The following is a 15,435-nucleotide window of genomic DNA, read 5'->3' on the forward strand; positions in this document are numbered from 1 at the left end:
ACATGCGCAGTATGGCAGACCGCTGCCACCCGCCTGTTCGACTCCGATCCTCGCCGGAACCGCGATGAGGATGCCGCCCGTGACACCACGGCCCCCGGCGGACCGGGGGCCGTGGCACAGCGGTATGGCACCCCAGCTCAGCGCACCCCCACCGCGGCCAGCGCCTGGCGCTGCCGGGCGGTCGGATGGGCCGGGAAGTACAGGTAGCAGACGCCGCCGGTGCCGGAGACGACCTTGCCGGAAGCGTTGTAGCGCTTGGTCCTGAGCCAGATGTTCTCCCACTCACGCCGCTTGTAGACCCGCCGCACCGCCTCGTTGGTCGGGGAGTTGGGGTCGTTGGCGATCACGTCACCGCCGGCGGTGAAGCCGATCACGGTCATCAGGTGGCCGGCCGTGCCGTAGCCCGCACCGGTCAGCTCGGTGGCGAGGAACGACTGCGACGTGATGACCGGGATGCCCGCCGCGATCAGCGTCTCCAGGTCCGTGAGTGAACCGAGCCGGGTCACCACGCCCTGGAAGTCCTTGTACGTGGCCGCGTACGCCGCGTTGAAGGGCCAGTTGCCGCAGCCCTCGTACTGGTAGTCGTATGTGAACCGGGCCGCATGGCACACCTGTGGGTCGGCGTAGTCGGGGTTGACCCAGGCGAGGTCCTCGGCGGTGGGCTTGCGTCCCCAGTACTCGATGATCATCTGCGAGGAGGTGGGGCTGCACCAGGCCTCGCCGCCGTTGTCGTACTCGGGGTACTGCCCCTTGTGGATCTCCTGCGAGTAGCGCGGGACGACCAGTTCCTTCGCGAGCCCCGGGGTGGACTCCGCGACGGTGAAGCGGTCGGGGACGTCGGAGCCCATCGCGCCGAGCCGCCAGACGGTGGGGGTGAGCCCGGTGCCGGGCTTGCGGTGGAGAGTGAGCCGCAGACGGTACGAGACCAGCCGCAGGCCGGACGCCGGGGTGTCCACGGCGAAGGTGTCCGTCCAGACGCTGCTCTTGCCGTCGCTCTGGCCGTCGACGGAGGTACGCCTGATGTCCTGGTCGCCGGCCGCCCACCGTCCCATCACGTACCAGGGCGTGTCCGTGCCGTCGGAGTACGTGCCCCGCAGCTCGACCTGGAGCCAGGTGCCGGCCGGCGTGCGGGCGTTCCAGGAGACGATGGCCTCGGTCGACGGGACGGCCAGCCTGTGGACGGGAGACGTCCACGTCGCGTACTCCCAGCTGGACGTCCTGCCGGTGTGCGGATCGGCGTAGTCGGTGGTGCCGGCCGGCGTGGCGATCACCAGGCCGGGCCGCTTCCCGGCCACGGCACGTGTCCCCTTCGAGCTCCCGCCGCGCCAGTCGGTGTACGAGGTCCACGCGCGGTTGTCCACGACGGATGCCGGTGCTTTCGCGGGGAGGTCGGATGCCTTCGCGGGAAGGGCACCACTCTGCTCGGGGCGGTGCGCCGTGGCGGCCGCGGCCGGGCCGGCGGCACCCACCGCGGCCGCGGCGACCGCGGCGGCAAGGACGGTTCTGCGGGACGGCTGTGAAGCGCTGGTCATGAGCGGGTGACCCCCAGTGGTCCGTAGCACGGTTGAGACGACGACTGTGGGCCAACTATGGACGCCGGAAGCCGACTTCTGCCAGCACCACGCGCCCCGCAGAACCCTGCACCATTGGTCAGGACCACTGACGTCACCCGAGCGGCGGTGAGCGTCACCAAGGAGTGCCGCCGCCCGTCCGCAGTAGAGTCGGCGACCGCGGCGCGCCGGCGTCGCGCCGCCTCGCACCACACCAGGGAACCGCCATTCACGCCCTCGCCACCCGCCTGCGCCGACTGCCCCCGTCCTGCGGACCGGTCCGCCTGATCGGGATCGACGGACACGCCGGCTCAGGAAAGACGACCTTCGCGGGACGGTTGGCCGCCGCGCTCGACGACGCGCCCGTGCTGCACCTGGACGACATCGCCACGCACGAGGAACTGTTCGGCTGGACCGGACGGCTCATGGCCCAGGTGATCGAACCGTTCGGCCGCGGCGAGACGGCGCGCTACCTCCCCTACGACTGGCGCACGCGACGCTTCGGCGCTTCCCGCCCACTGCCCCCCGCACCGGTCGTCCTGGTCGAGGGGGTCGGCGCGGGCCGCCGCGCGCTCCGCCCGTATCTGGCACGGCTGCTGTGGCTGGAGGTGCCGAACGAGGAGGCATGGACGCGAGGACGCTCGCGGGACGGTGAAGAGCAGCAGGAGTTCTGGGCGGGGTGGGTCGCAGCGGAGCGCCGGCACTTCGCCGAGGACCCTTCTCGCCCCTATGCCGATCTTCTGGTCCGGCAGAGGCCAGAGGGGTATGAGGTGCTGCCGGGACCTGCGGGGACTGCGCAATCGACCCTGTTCCTCACGCACGGTAACGGACCATCCGCGGTGTGCTGAACTTGTGAAGCCTCTTGCGGAGGAACTTCCCTGAGTGCTTCAACTCCGCTTGACCCGGGGGCCGTACAGGACTTACGTTCTCAATGTGCGGTCGTCGACGACCGCCTCAGACGCGAAGCCCCCGGTTGTTCCCCCGTGATCGGGGGCTTCGTTCTGCCCGCACCCTTCTCCCGGGGGACGCTCGGGGACACAAGTCGTTCACCGTCGGTCACCGAGCGGAGTGTGCGCCCTCTGCTCCCACCTCGTCAGACGGGCCGTGCGGCACCCTTCGGTGGGCGACCGACCCACGGGTACGATGCCCTCGGTGCGACCTTCGGACGGCTGCGGAAACGCACCGATGCAACTCCCGTCCGCGGCACGACGGTTCAACGAAGGCTGCCCTGGGCACCAGCTCGGCAGCATACCGACGGGGGCACGGTTTGTGGGGGACGTGATGGATTTCGGCACGCGGGGCCCCGAGGCCCCGGCCGACCTCGCCTGGCTGCGAGGCGTGGACGCCTACACGATGGGCGCCTATCCGCAGGCGGAGGAGGAGTTCCGCACAGCGGTGCGGATGGACCCCGGGATGGCCGACGGCTGGCTCGGGCTGCACGCGCTGCGGGTGGACACGACGACAGCGCTGCTGAGGATGTTCCGGCACCGGGAGCGCTTCGGGGAGCAGCGCGCCCGCCATCGGCGCACCCTCAACTCCTGGTACTGGCTGGGCTGGTGGGTGCAGCCGGTCCTGGAGAGCCCGCGCGATCTGCTGCTGGCCCACGCCTCGCACTGGCTGGACGGCCGCCATGTCCCGGAGCTGGACCGGGCGCTGGCCGGGCTGCCGCCGATGGACGCCGACCCCCAGGTCCGCTTCCTGCACGGGTGCCGCGCCTATCTGGTCAAGGACTGGGAGCAACTGGTGCGGCACACCGATCCCTTGATCAACGACGCCATGCTGGGCATCGAGGCGGGCCTCTTCGGCGGCATGGCCCGGGTCCGCCTGGAGATGTACGGCCAGGCGGAGCCGCTGCTGTCCACGGCCCTCATGCGCTGTCGCAGCGAACAGCCGCAGCGCAAGGAGCTGCGGTACTGGCTGGCGCGGGCGCACGAGGGGACGGGCCGGTCGGCCGCCGCGCTCCCCCTGTACCGGGCCGTGCACCGGGTGGACCCCGCCTTCATGGACACCTCCGCGCGGCTCGCGGCGATCGCCGAGGGCGACGGCTACGACGACGCGACGGACCTCACGGCGATGGCGCTGACCGGGGTCGGGGACGTGATGGACGGGCCGGACGGGGTGGACCCGCTGTTCGGGGCCGAGGGCCGGGAGGTGAAGCTCTCGGAGCCGGATCTGCCGCCGCCGGGTGGGCTGCCGCCCGAGACGGTCGACACGGTGGTGCGGGAGAAGTCCGTGGCGTCCGGGCAGTTGCCGGCCGGGCCGACCGATCCGGCGCTGCTGGAGCAGGCGCTCGCCGAGCTGGAGCGCATGGTGGGCCTGGAGCCGGTGAAGCGCCAGGTCAAGGCGCTCTCGGCGCAGCTGAACATGGCACGGCTGCGGGCGGGGCAGGGCTTACCCGTACAACCCCCCAAGCGCCACTTCGTCTTCTCCGGCCCCTCGGGCACGGGGAAGACGACGGTCGCCCGCATCCTGGGGCGGGTCTTCTACGCCCTCGGTCTGCTCGGCGGCGACCACCTGGTGGAGGCTCAGCGTGCCGATCTGGTGGGCGAGTACCTCGGCCAGACCGCTGTGAAGGCCAACGAGTTGATCGACTCGGCGATCGGCGGCGTCCTGTTCCTGGACGAGGCGTACTCGCTGTCCAACTCCGGGTACGGCAAGGGCGACGCGTACGGGGACGAGGCGTTGCAGGTGCTGCTGAAGCGTGCGGAGGACAACCGCGACCACCTCGTGGTGATCCTCGCGGGCTATCCGGAGGGCATGGACCGTCTGCTCGCCGCCAACCCAGGGCTGTCGTCGCGCTTCACGACCCGCGTCGACTTCCCGTCGTACCGGCCCACGGAGCTCACGGCCATCGGTGAGGTGCTCGCCGCGGAGAACGGTGACGTGTGGGACGAGGAGGCGCTCGACGAGCTCCGTTCCATCAGCGGGCACGTGGTGGAGCAGGGCTGGATCGACGAACTGGGCAACGGCCGCTTTCTGCGGACGCTCTACGAGAAGAGCTGTGCGTACCGTGATCTGCGTCTGTCGGGGTATCCGAGCACCCCGACGCGGGACGACTTGTCGACGTTGCGGTTGCCGGACCTGATGCAGGCGTACGGGGAGGTTCTCTCGGGGCGGGGGCCGCAGGATCCGTCGGGGGTGTGAGTGCCCGGCGCGGGCGGCGAGTGCGTGTTCCGCCCCCGCCGCCCCTACCCGTCCCCTCCCCAGGGACTCCGCCCCTTCGACCCCGGCCATCGGGGCTGCGCCCCCCTGGACCCCGGTCCCCCGGTCTTCGGGCTCTGCCCCGGACCCCGTTCGGGGGCCGGCCCCGAACCCCTGCTCCTCAAACGCCGGAGGGGCTGGATTGTGCGGGCGCGCTGGAAGGTGCGGGAGGTGCTGGAGGGCGCGCGGGACGTGCTGGGCTTTGGCGAACGGGTTCGGGGCGCAGGCCCCGGGGGGTCCCGGGGCCAAGCTCCGTCCGTCACGCCGTCAGGACCTCCTCCGGCGTACCGCCGGGGCGGGGATCGGTCGCCCGGGACGGTACCGGCTCGCGGTGGGCCGGGTCGCGTACCTCGCCGACCAGGAGTTCCAGGACGTCCTCCAGGGCGACCAGGCCCACGATCCGGCCCGAGGCGTCGGCCACCTGGGCGAGGTGGGTGGCGGCACGGCGCATGACCGAGAGCGCGTCGTCCAGGGGGAGTTCGGAGCCGAGTGTGGTCATGGGGCGCCACATCTGCTGAGGGACCGCCCGGTCGGAGTCCTCCAGGTCGAGGACGTCCTTGACGTGCAGATAGCGGCCCATGAAGGCGCCGTTCTCCGCCACCACCGGAAAGCGCGAGTAGCCCGTACGGGCCGTCAGCGCCACGACCTGGGCGGGTGTCACCGACGGACGTACCGTCACCAGGGTCTCGCGGTTCAGCAGGACGTCCGTGACCGGGCGGGAGCCCAGCTCCAGGGCATCCTCCAGGCGCTCCTGCTCCTCGGGGTCCAGCAGACCCGCCTGGCCGGAGTCCTCGACGAGGCGGTTGAGCTGCTCGCTGGTGAAGACGGCCTCCACCTCGTCCTTCGGTTCGACCCGGAAGAGCTTCAGGACGACCCGTGCGCAGGCGCCGAGCGCCGCCGTCACCGGCTTGCACAGGCGCGCGAACGCGACGAGTCCCGGGCTCAGCCACAGCGCCGTCTTCTCGGGCGCCGCCATCGCCAGGTTCTTCGGCACCATCTCACCGATGACGAGGTGCAGGAAGACGACCACGGCGAGCGCGATCACATAGCCCAGCGGGTGGATCACGCCGTTCGGCAGGTGCACCGCCTCGAACACCGGTTCAAGCAGCTGGGCCACCGTCGGCTCGGCCACCGCGCCCAGCGTCAGCGAGCACACGGTGATGCCGAACTGCGCGGCGGCCATCATCTGCGGCAACCGCTCCAGGCCGTACAGCACCTGTCGCGCCCGCGCGGTTCCCAGGGGCTCGATCTGGCTGCGGCGGACGGAGACGAGGGCGAACTCCGCGCCGACGAAGAAGCCGTTGGCGAGCACGAGCAGCAGGGCGAAGAGAAGCTGAAGCACGCTCATCGGGCCGCCTCCGCGACAGGAGCAGGGGCGGGAGCGGGGGCGGTATGCGTGTCAGGCCCGAAGTCGGTGGGAGAGGCAGTCTGCGTCGCAGTGGCCTTCTCCCTGGCGGGGGCGCCCTCCGCGGCGGCAGAACCCTCCTCCGTGACCGGCGCCGTCCGGACAAGCCGTACCCGCTCCGCCCGGTAGTGGCCGACCTGCCGCACCGACAGCCGCCAGCCGGGCAGTTCGGCCCTGTCTCCGGGGGCCGGGATACGGCCGAGCAGATCGGCGACGAGGCCCGCCACCGTCTCGTACGGGCCCTCGGGCACGTCGAGGCCTATGCGGCGCTGGAGCACATCGACGCGGCAGCTGCCGTCGACGTCCCATGCGGGGCGCCCGTCGTCGGGCGGGGCCGCGGCGAGTTCGGGCAGGTCGTGACCGTCGTGCTCGTCGCGCACCTCGCCGACCAGTTCCTCGACGATGTCCTCCAGGGTCACCACGCCGGCCGTGCCGCCGTACTCGTCGACGACGACCGCGATGGGCTGTTCGCTGCGCAGCCGGGCCAGGAGCGGCTGCACGGGCAGCGTCTCCGGGACGAGGAGGGGTGCTTGCGCGATGCGCCCGACCGGGGTGCGCAACCGATCCCGCGCGGGGACGGCGAGCGCGTCCTTGAGGTGGACCATGCCGACGATCTCGTCGATGCGTTCCCGGTAGACCGGGAAGCGGGACAGACCCGTGGCGCGGGTGAGGTTGACGACGTCCTCGGCCGTGGCGGACGACTGGAGCGCGCTCACCTTCACGCGCGGCGTCATCACGTTCTCCGCGGTCAGCCCGGCCAGGGACAGGGTCCGTACGAAGAGGTCCGCGGTGTCCTGTTCCAGCGTGCCGGCCTGGGCGGAGTGCCGGGCCAGGGAGACGAGCTCGCCCGGGGTGCGGGCGGAGGCCAGCTCCTCGGCGGGCTCGACGCCCAGGGCGCGCACCAGCCGGTTGGCGACCGCGTTCAGGCCTGCGATCACCGGGCGGAAGAGGCGGGCGAAGACATGCTGGGGGCCCGCGACGAAGCGCGCGACCTGCATCGGCCGCGACACCGCCCAGTTCTTGGGCACGAGCTCACCGATCACCATCTGCACGGCCGAGGCCAGCAGCATGCCGACGACCACGCTGACACCGGGGACGGCGCCTTCGGGTATGCCGATCGCGGTGAACGGGCCGTGCAGCAGTTCCGCGAGCGCCGGTTCGGCGAGCATGCCGACGACGAGCGAGGTGATGGTGATGCCGAGCTGGGTGCCGGAGAGCTGGAAGGACAGCTCCTTGAGCGCGCCCACGACCTTGCGGGCCCGCCGGTCGCCCTCGGCGGCGGCCTGCTCCGCGTCCGGCCTCTCGACCGTCACGAGGCCGAACTCGGCCGCGACGAAGAAGCCGTTGGCGAGAATCAGCAGGAACGCCGCCCCGAGGAGCAGCAGGGGGATGGTCATGATGCCGCGCCCTCCGCACAGCCGGAACGGACTCGGTCCGTGCTATGTCGGGAGGGGGCGGCGCAGGTACTACAGGACGATCCGTCCATCGCTGGAGGGAGTCACTCCTCGGGTAGCAGGAGCCCCCGCGCACCGGGCGGCGCGACAGGGGCGGTGGCGCAAAGGACACGCCTCCGCCACCAGATTAATCAAGACATGGGGTTGTACGGCAGGGGAGAGCCCCCTGCGTCGGCCCTGAGGGTGCCATGAATCACCCCTGACGCGTCTCCGGGTCTCCGATCGAGCGGGCCTCCGCGAGGGCCCGCAGCGTCCGGGCGTCCTCGATCGCGCGCTGCTTGGCGATGCCCGGCTGGATGCCGAGCGCGGGCAGGCTGGAGCCGTCGCTGAGGTTGAGGAACACCCAGGGGTCGCCAGGGCGGAGGTTCACCTGGAGGATCTCCGCCCACTCCAGGCGCCGCTTGCCGACGATGTTGACCACGGTGACTCCGGACTCGTCGGCGACGACCTTGGGCCGGGAGAGCAGGAGCAGCACGCAGGACAGCAGCGCGCCGGTGAAGACGAAGCTCATGCGCTCGCCGGGGCCGAGCTGCTCCAGGAGCATCGCGATCACCGTGATGACGACGAAGATCGCCACGCTCGCGGTGAGCAGGACGGCCCGGGTGCGGCCCGGCCGGAACGTGACGGGCAGAGCGGGAAGGTCTGGCAGATCGGGCATCGTGGACAGGTCCTCGTCAGGTCACAGACGGCAGGCGTGAATGGCCGTGGTCAGGATGGCCCGCGCGCCGATGTCGTACAGGTCGTCCATGATCCGCTGGGCGTCCTTGGCGGGGACCATCGCGCGGACGGCGACCCAGCCCTCGTTGTGCAGCGGCGAGACGGTCGGCGACTCCAGGCCGGGGGTGAGCGCGACGGCCTTCTCCAGCTGGTCGACGCGGCAGTCGTAGTCCATCATCACGTAGGTCCGGGCCACGAGGACGCCCTGGAGGCGGCGCAGGAACTGCCGCACCTTGGGCTCCTCGCCGTCCGCGCCGACGCGACGGACCACGATGGCCTCGGACTTCATGATGGGCTCGCCGATGACGGTCAGGCCCGCGTTGCGCAGCGAGGTGCCGGTCTCGACGACGTCCGCGATGACCTCGGCGACACCGAGCTCGATGGCGGTCTCGACGGCGCCGTCGAGGTGGACCACGGAGGCGTCGATACCGTGATCGGCGAGGTGCCCCGCCACGATGCCCTCGTAGGAGGTGGCGACCGTCATGCCGTTGAGGTCCGCCACGCCGTTCGCCGTGCCGGGCTTGGTGGCGTAGCGGAAGGTCGAGCGGGCGAAGCCGAGCGGGAGGATCTCCTCGGCGTTGGCACCGGAGTCGATGAGCAGGTCGCGGCCGGTGATGCCGATGTCGAGGCGGCCGGAGGAGACGTAGATCGCGATGTCGCGTGGGCGGAGGTAGAAGAACTCGACCTCGTTCGCCGGGTCGACGATGCGCAGTTCCTTGGATTCGCGGCGCTGCTGGTAGCCCGCCTCATGCAGCATCTCCGCCGCAGGGCCGGAGAGTGAACCCTTGTTGGGGACGGCGATGCGCAGCATGAGGGTGGCTTCCTTCGCGTGGAGATATACGGAAATGTGTGCGGGTGCGGCTCAGAGGTGGGCGTAGACGTCGTCGAGGGAGATCCCGCGCGCGACCATCATCACCTGGACGTGGTACAGCAGCTGGGAGATCTCCTCGGCGGCGGCGTCCTTGCTCTCGTACTCGGCGGCCATCCAGACCTCGGCGGCCTCCTCGACGACCTTCTTGCCGATGGCGTGGACGCCCTTGCCGACGAGTTCGGCGGTGCGTGAGGTGGCGGGATCGCCGTGGGCGGCCTTGTGCTGGAGCTCGGTGAAGAGCTCCTCGAACGTCTTCTTGGACATGGTGGCGCCCACTTTACGCGTGTGCCGACGGCCCTAACGCCAGGGTTCGGATACTGAGCGGAGCGTGGCGGCGGTCGCCACAGCTGCTGTCACCGCCTCGTGCCCCTTGTCCTCGCTGGAGCCCTCGATGCCCGCGCGGTCCAGGGCCTGCTCCTCGGTGTCGCAGGTCAGTACGCCGAAGCCGACGGGGACGCCGGTGTCGACGGAGACCTGGGTGAGGCCCTGGGTGACGCCCTGGCACACGTAGTCGAAGTGGGGGGTGCCGCCGCGGATGACTACGCCGAGGGCGACGATCGCGTCGTAGCCGCGGCCCGCGAGGACCTTGGCGACGACCGGGAGCTCGAAGCTGCCGGGGACGCGCAGGACGGTCGGCTCGTCGATGCCGAGTTCGCGCAGGGCGCGCAGGGCGCCGTCGACGAGGCCGTCCATGACCTTCTCGTGCCACTGGGCGGCGATGACCGCGACGCGCAGGTCGCCGCAGTCCTTCACGCTCAGTTCGGGTGCGCCCTTGCCGCTCACGTTGCTCCTTGGTTCTCGTGCTCGCTCGACTTGTCCATCTTGCCGAGTGCTCGTCTTACGCGGTGCTCGTCCTACTGGTTGCCGCAGGTGGACACGGTGGTCGCGTCCAGCCAGGGCAGGTCGTGCCCCATCCGGTCCCGCTTGGTGCGCAGGTAGCGGAGGTTGTGTTCGCCCGCCTGTACGGGCATCGGCTCGCGGCCGGTGACCTTGAGTCCATGGCGGGTGAGTGCGTCTGTCTTCTCGGGGTTGTTGGTCATCAGCCGCACGCTGCGAACTCCGAGGTCCGCCAGGATCCGGGCGCCCGCGCCGTAGTCCCGGGCATCGGCGGGCAGGCCGAGTTCCAGGTTGGCGTCGAGGGTGTCGCTGCCGCGCTCCTGGAGTTCGTACGCGCGCAGCTTGGACAGCAGGCCGATGCCACGGCCCTCGTGGCCGCGCAGGTAGACGACCACGCCCCGGCCTTCGGCCGCGACGCGCTGGAGAGAGGTCTCCAGCTGTGGGCCACAGTCACAGCGCAGGGAGTGGAAGACGTCGCCGGTGAGGCACTCGGAATGAACCCGGACGAGGACGTTCTGCCCGTCGCCGATGTCGCCGTGGACGAGGGCGACGTGTTCGACGCCGTCGGCGGTGGAGCGGTAGCCGTGTGCCGTGAACTCGCCGAAGGCGGTGGGCAGATGCGTCCTGGCCTCGCGGTGGACGGTGGGCTCGGAGGGGGGTGCCACCTGCTTGGGCAACGTGGCGCGCTCGGTGGAGGGCTCGGTGGAGGGCTCAAGGGAGCGGCGGTAGGTGATCAGGTCCTCGATGGAGATGATCGACAGGCCGTGCTTGCGCGCGAACGGGATCAGATCGGGCAGGCGCAGCATGCGGCCGTCCTCGCCGGCGATCTCGACGATGGCGCCCGCGGGGCGCAGTCCGGCGAGCCGGGCGAGGTCGACGGCGGCCTCCGTGTGGCCGTTGCGCACGAGCACGCCGCCGGGCCGGGCGCGCAGCGGGAAGATGTGGCCGGGGCGCACGAAGTCGCCGGGCTGCGCCGTGCCGCTCGCCAGCAGCTGGAGCGTGGTGGCTCGGTCGGAGGCGGAGATGCCCGTGGTGACGCCGTGTTCGGGTGAGGCGTCGACGGTGACCGTGAAGGCGGTGCGCATCGTCTCGGTGTTGTGCTGCACCATCTGGGGCAGTTCGAGCCGGTCGAGCTCGTCGCCCTCCATGGGTGCGCAGATCATGCCCCGGCACTCGCTCATCATGAAGGCGATGATCTCGGGGGTGACCTTCTCCGCGGCGATGACGAGGTCGCCCTCGTTCTCCCGGTTCTCGTCGTCGACGACCACGACCGGGCGGCCCGCCGCGATGTCGGCGATGGCCTGTTCGACCGGGTCGAGGGAGAAGTCCTCGATGGTGTCGGTGCTGTAGAGGATCGGCGCCGTGGTCATGCGGGAGCTCCTTCCAGGGCGGGCTGCCGGGAGCGCAGCCACCAGTCGCGCATGCCCCACAGGACGAGCGCGCCGTAGACGACGTAGACGAAACCGGAGAAGGCGAAGCCGTTGGCGAAGTTCAGCGGTACACCGACGAGGTCGACGAGCAGCCAGGCGAACCAGAACTCGACCATGCCGCGCGCCTGGGCGTACATGGCGACGATCGTGCCGACGAAGATGTACGCGTCCGGCCAGGGGTCCCAGGAGAGGGTCGGGTAGGCGGTGAACAGTCCGCCGACGGCCACGGTGCCGAGCGCGGCCGAGGCGACGAGGAGAACGCGCTCGCGCCAGGTGGCGAACCGTACGGCGATGTGGCCGTCGCCACCGTTGTCGGACCGGCCGCTGCCGCGGTTCCACTGCCACCAGCCGTAGACCGCGACGAGCATGACGACCACCTGCTTGCCGGCGCTGCCGGAGAGGTGGGCGGTGACGAAGGCCGTGAAGAGGATGACGCCGGACAGGAACTGCGCGGGCCAGGTCCAGATGGAGCGGCGCCAGCCGAGCGCGAGGGCGATCAGGCCGATCAGGTTGCCGATCATGTCCGACCACTTGATGTGCTGGCCGAACAGGGCGAACGCCTCGGAGTTGAGCCAGTTCACCGGTCGGCCCCCTGACCGGCCCCGCGGTCGCCGAGCAGCCGCTCGACGTACTTGGCGATGACGTCGACCTCCAGGTTGACCGGGTCGCCGGCCTGCTTGTGGCCGAGGGTGGTGAGGGCGAGGGTGGTCGGGATGAGGCTGACCGTGAAGTGGTCGGGGCCCGCGTCGACGACGGTGAGGCTGATGCCGTCGACGGTGATGGAGCCCTTCTCCACGACGTACCGGGAGAGGTCGGCGGGGAGCGAGATCTTCACGATCTCCCAGTTCTCGGACGGCTCGCGTTCGAGGACCGTGCCCGTGCCGTCGACGTGCCCCTGCACGATGTGGCCGCCGAGGCGTGCGCCCACCGCCATGGGGCGTTCGAGGTTGACGCGGGAGCCGACGGTCAGGGCGCCGAGGCTGGAGCGCTGGAGGGTCTCGGCCATGACGTCGGCGGTGAACCAGTCGTCCTCGTGCTCCACGACCGTGAGACAGACGCCGTTGACGGCGATGGAGTCACCGTGCTGTGCGCCCTGCGTGACGACGGGGCCACGCAGGCGGAAGCGGGAGGAGTCGCCGAGGTTCTCGACGGCGGTGATCTCACCCAGCTCTTCGACGATTCCGGTGAACACTTCCCGGGTCCTCCTGCCTCATGGGGCTCGGACTCCGGGGCTGTCGAAGACGACAGACTGAGCGGACTACGGCACAGGGAGCGACGCCGCAGGGGGTCCGCCCTGGGGACGGACCACAAACAGACGGCGGCGCGCACGCATGCCCGCCCGCCGCGCACTGCCTCCCATCCGGACTTTAACCGTCGGTCCAGGAATTTCACCTGGTCAACCGATCGCTGGAAGCGACCGGGTCGCGGACTGTAACCGCCGGTTCGGACTTTCACCGACCCCGGAGTGCGCTGCTTCTGGTACAGGGTCAGTGTGCCACGCCTGATGGTCACTCATGCGACGGGCCGCTGTGGGGTGCCTCACAGACGGCGGCACTGGACTTCCCGGACAGTCGGCGGCATCTCAACTGCCGCGGTTCAACAGTCCGTTGAATTGGTACAGACCTATTGACCCTGGTGGTCTAGTCCTCTTAGGGTCTGCGATTGCGGCTTGCGCCGAAGACCGACCCGGCGGCGGTGACGAAGGCCCTTGCCCGTCGCCGGGTCCACGAACGGAGACCACGCTTCGCGGCCGCTCCCGTACACCGGGACGAGCAGCGCATTCCAGCCCTCGATGTCACATTTCCGGGAACAGACCGGTCGTAGCTGACGTACGGGGGCGCTCCACGAGGGGGCGCCCACTGTCCGAGGGGACGGAACGGCATGACCACGATGCTCGTGACCGGAGGAACCGGAACGCTGGGCCGGCTCGTCACCGAGCGGCTGCGTGCGGACGGGCACGAGGTGCGGGTGCTCAGCCGGCGCAGCCTGCCGTACGCCGTGGATCTGCGCGAGGGCGGCGGCCTGGACGCGGCCGTGTCGGGCGTGGACACGATCGTGCACTGTGCGAGCACACCGCGCGGGGGCGACGAGCAGGCGGCGGCGCACCTGATCTCGGCCGCGCACAGGGCGGGCGTGGGCCATCTGCTCTTCATCTCGATCGTCGGCGTCGACCGCGTGCCGCTCGGCTACTACCGCACCAAACGGGCCGTGGAGCGGCAGATCGAGCGGTCGGGGCTCGGCTGGACGGTCCTGCGCACGACCCAGTTCCACGACCTGCTCGTGACGCTCTTCCAGAGGCTGTCGAAGCCGCCGGTCATGCTTCTGCCTGCGGGGGTGAGGGTCCAGCCGATCGCCGCCGCCGAGGTCGCCGACCGCCTGGCCGAGCTCGCCGCGGACGCCCCCGCCGGGCGGGTCGCGGACATGGGCGGGCCCGAGGTCCGTACGATCCCCGAGCTGGCCCGCGCCTATCTGGCGGCCACGGGGCGTCGTCGGCCGATCGTGAACGTCCCGCTCGCCGGCAAGGCGTACCGCGGCTTCCGGACCGGCGGCCATCTGACGCCGGAACGGGCCGTGGGGAAGGGCACGTTCGAGGAGTACCTGACCGAACGGTTCGGGGGTCCCGCACTGCGGGGTGACCGATCCGCCGGGCGGCCCTACCGCGAGGACGGCGGCCCGAACAACTCGTCCTGAGCGGCGTCCCGCGCCATCAGCAGCGCACCGCGCAGCACGGCGCCCCCACCGAGCACGCTCGCCCTCACCTCGGTCGGCAGCGGCGACATCCGCCCGAGCCGCTCGGCGACCCGGGCCGCGAGCACGGCTCCGCCCGCCTGCCCGACCTCACCGCCGAGCACCACACATCCGGGGTCGAGGACGGCGACGACCGAGGCCACGCCTATGGTGAGGCGGTCGGCCAGAGAGTCGAGGAAGCGTGAGGCCCCGTCGGCCTCCCCCGCCACGGCCTCCCGTACGAGAGCCGCCGCACGCACTCCGGCCTCGGCCCCCTCCCCCGCCAGGCCGTGCTCACCGGCCAGGGCCACCACGGCCGCGTCGCCGCCGAGGGAGTGGAAGCCGCCGGCGCAGTCCGTGGCCGAGGGGAGCGCGGCCGTGCCGGGCACCGGGAGGAAGCCGATCTCGCCCGTGCCGCCGGAGGCGCCGCGGCGTAGGCGGCCGTCGAGGACGACGGCGGCGCCGGTGCCGAGGCCGAGCCACAGCAGGACGAAGGTGTCGCGGTCGTGGGCGGCGCCTTCCCGCTGCTCGGCGAGCGCGGCGAGGTTGGTCTCGTTCTCGACGATCACCCGGGCCGGGAGGCGGTCACCGAGCGCCGCGACCAGGCGGCGGTGCCACTCCGGGAGACCGGAGGAGTCGCGGAGTTCGCCGGTGGCGGGGTCGATGAGGCCCGGGGCTCCGATGCCCACGGTGTGCAGCGGGTCGGCCCCCGCCTCCTTGGCCGCGCGCTCCACCAGCGCGACCGCCTGCTCCACCGCGGGTCCGGTACCGGTGTCGTCCGCGATCGGCAGGGACGCCCGGCCGAGCTCCGTCCCCAGAAGGTCGGAGATGACGACGGTCACGCCCTCGGTTCGCACATCGAGCGCCGCCAGGTGTGCGCGGTCGGCGACGATCCCGTACACGCGCGCGTTCGGGCCGCGGCGCTGCTCCCCCGACTCGCCCACGACCTCGATGAGACCGGCCGCCATGAGGCGCTCCACCAGGTCGGCCACCGTGGGCCGGGACAGTCCGGTGAGCTGCTTCAGCCGACCTGCCGTCAGCGGGCCCTCCTGCTGCAGCAGCCGCAGGGCGAGCCGGTCGTTGATGGCCCGGGCGGTGCTCGGTGATGCGGGCATGCCGGGATCCTTCCAGATCAGTGGCGGCGCACAGCCGGTGGCCTGTTGAGCGCCCCTTTCACGCCTATCTATCAGGCAGGGTTCCTGATAGTTTACGCGGCGCCATGATTTCGGTGACGGCGGGGCGT

General features: G+C 71.2%; 14 protein-coding genes and 1 riboswitch. Of the genes, 3 read left to right on the plus strand and 11 right to left on the minus strand.

What is annotated here, in order from left to right; all coding sequences use genetic code 11:
- Positions 1-137: 137 nt before the first annotated feature.
- On the minus strand, positions 138-1,532 hold the full coding sequence (locus IE262_RS13010) for a C39 family peptidase (RefSeq protein WP_134039015.1): 1,395 nt from the start codon (positions 1,530-1,532) through the stop codon (positions 138-140).
- Positions 1,533-1,777: 245 nt separating this feature from the next.
- Here IE262_RS13010 and IE262_RS13015 point away from each other — a divergent pair, with 245 nt between their 5' ends.
- Positions 1,778-2,398: a uridine kinase family protein gene (locus IE262_RS13015; RefSeq protein ID WP_189874065.1), complete on the plus strand. Its 621-nt coding sequence runs from the start codon at positions 1,778-1,780 to the stop codon at positions 2,396-2,398.
- Positions 2,399-2,831: 433 nt separating this feature from the next.
- Positions 2,832-4,694 (plus strand): AAA family ATPase, encoded by a 1,863-nt coding sequence (locus IE262_RS13020; RefSeq protein ID WP_189873667.1) that lies wholly within the window; start codon positions 2,832-2,834, stop codon positions 4,692-4,694.
- Positions 4,695-5,010: 316 nt separating this feature from the next.
- On the opposite strand, the gene IE262_RS13025 is transcribed toward IE262_RS13020, so the two are convergent.
- The 9 genes from IE262_RS13025 to IE262_RS13065 form a co-directional block, all read right to left on the minus strand.
- Positions 5,011-6,099 carry a hemolysin family protein gene (locus IE262_RS13025; protein WP_134039017.1) on the minus strand — a complete coding sequence of 363 codons (1,089 nt, stop codon included), beginning with the start codon at positions 6,097-6,099 and terminating at the stop codon, positions 5,011-5,013.
- Positions 6,096-7,553, minus strand: coding sequence for a hemolysin family protein (locus IE262_RS13030; protein ID WP_189873669.1), 1,458 nt, complete (start codon positions 7,551-7,553; stop codon positions 6,096-6,098). Before IE262_RS13030 ends, IE262_RS13025 begins: the two co-directional genes overlap by 4 nt.
- Positions 7,554-7,803: 250 nt before the next feature.
- Positions 7,804-8,268: a PH domain-containing protein gene (locus IE262_RS13035; protein WP_134039018.1), complete on the minus strand. Its 465-nt coding sequence runs from the start codon at positions 8,266-8,268 to the stop codon at positions 7,804-7,806.
- Between the two features lie 21 nt (positions 8,269-8,289).
- Positions 8,290-9,138 (minus strand): ATP phosphoribosyltransferase, encoded by an 849-nt coding sequence (gene hisG / locus IE262_RS13040; RefSeq protein ID WP_134039019.1) that lies wholly within the window; start codon positions 9,136-9,138, stop codon positions 8,290-8,292.
- A gap of 51 nt (positions 9,139-9,189) precedes the next feature.
- Positions 9,190-9,462 carry a phosphoribosyl-ATP diphosphatase gene (locus tag IE262_RS13045; RefSeq protein WP_134039020.1) on the minus strand — a complete coding sequence of 91 codons (273 nt, stop codon included), beginning with the start codon at positions 9,460-9,462 and terminating at the stop codon, positions 9,190-9,192.
- 33 nt (positions 9,463-9,495) lie between these two features.
- Positions 9,496-9,981: a 6,7-dimethyl-8-ribityllumazine synthase gene (gene ribH / locus IE262_RS13050; protein WP_134039021.1), complete on the minus strand. Its 486-nt coding sequence runs from the start codon at positions 9,979-9,981 to the stop codon at positions 9,496-9,498.
- Positions 9,982-10,052: 71 nt separating this feature from the next.
- A complete protein-coding gene (locus IE262_RS13055; RefSeq protein ID WP_189873671.1) occupies positions 10,053-11,405 on the minus strand; it encodes a bifunctional 3,4-dihydroxy-2-butanone-4-phosphate synthase/GTP cyclohydrolase II in 1,353 nt (450 codons plus the stop codon).
- On the minus strand, positions 11,402-12,046 hold the full coding sequence (locus tag IE262_RS13060; protein WP_134039023.1) for a nicotinamide mononucleotide transporter family protein: 645 nt from the start codon (positions 12,044-12,046) through the stop codon (positions 11,402-11,404). The genes IE262_RS13055 and IE262_RS13060 overlap by 4 nt, the downstream gene beginning before the upstream one ends.
- Positions 12,043-12,657, minus strand: a complete 615-nt coding sequence (locus tag IE262_RS13065; protein WP_134039024.1) for a riboflavin synthase — start codon at positions 12,655-12,657, stop codon at positions 12,043-12,045. Before IE262_RS13065 ends, IE262_RS13060 begins: the two co-directional genes overlap by 4 nt.
- A 150-nt stretch (positions 12,658-12,807) precedes the next feature.
- A riboswitch (FMN riboswitch) is annotated at positions 12,808-12,938 on the minus strand.
- A 408-nt stretch (positions 12,939-13,346) separates the two neighbouring features.
- On the opposite strand from IE262_RS13065, the gene IE262_RS13070 reads away from it, so the two are divergent.
- The gene (locus IE262_RS13070) at positions 13,347-14,156 is read left to right on the plus strand and encodes an SDR family oxidoreductase (RefSeq protein WP_189873673.1); all 810 of its coding nucleotides are present in this window, start codon (positions 13,347-13,349) and stop codon (positions 14,154-14,156) included.
- Here IE262_RS13070 and IE262_RS13075 read toward each other — a convergent pair.
- Positions 14,120-15,307 carry an ROK family transcriptional regulator gene (locus tag IE262_RS13075; RefSeq protein ID WP_189873675.1) on the minus strand — a complete coding sequence of 396 codons (1,188 nt, stop codon included), beginning with the start codon at positions 15,305-15,307 and terminating at the stop codon, positions 14,120-14,122. The genes IE262_RS13070 and IE262_RS13075 overlap by 37 nt on opposite strands.
- Positions 15,308-15,435: the final 128 nt, after the last annotated feature.

Origin of the sequence: Streptomyces bluensis, from assembly GCF_014650715.1 — a bacterium.
GTDB classification, from domain to species: Bacteria; Actinomycetota; Actinomycetes; order Streptomycetales; family Streptomycetaceae; genus Streptomyces; species Streptomyces bluensis.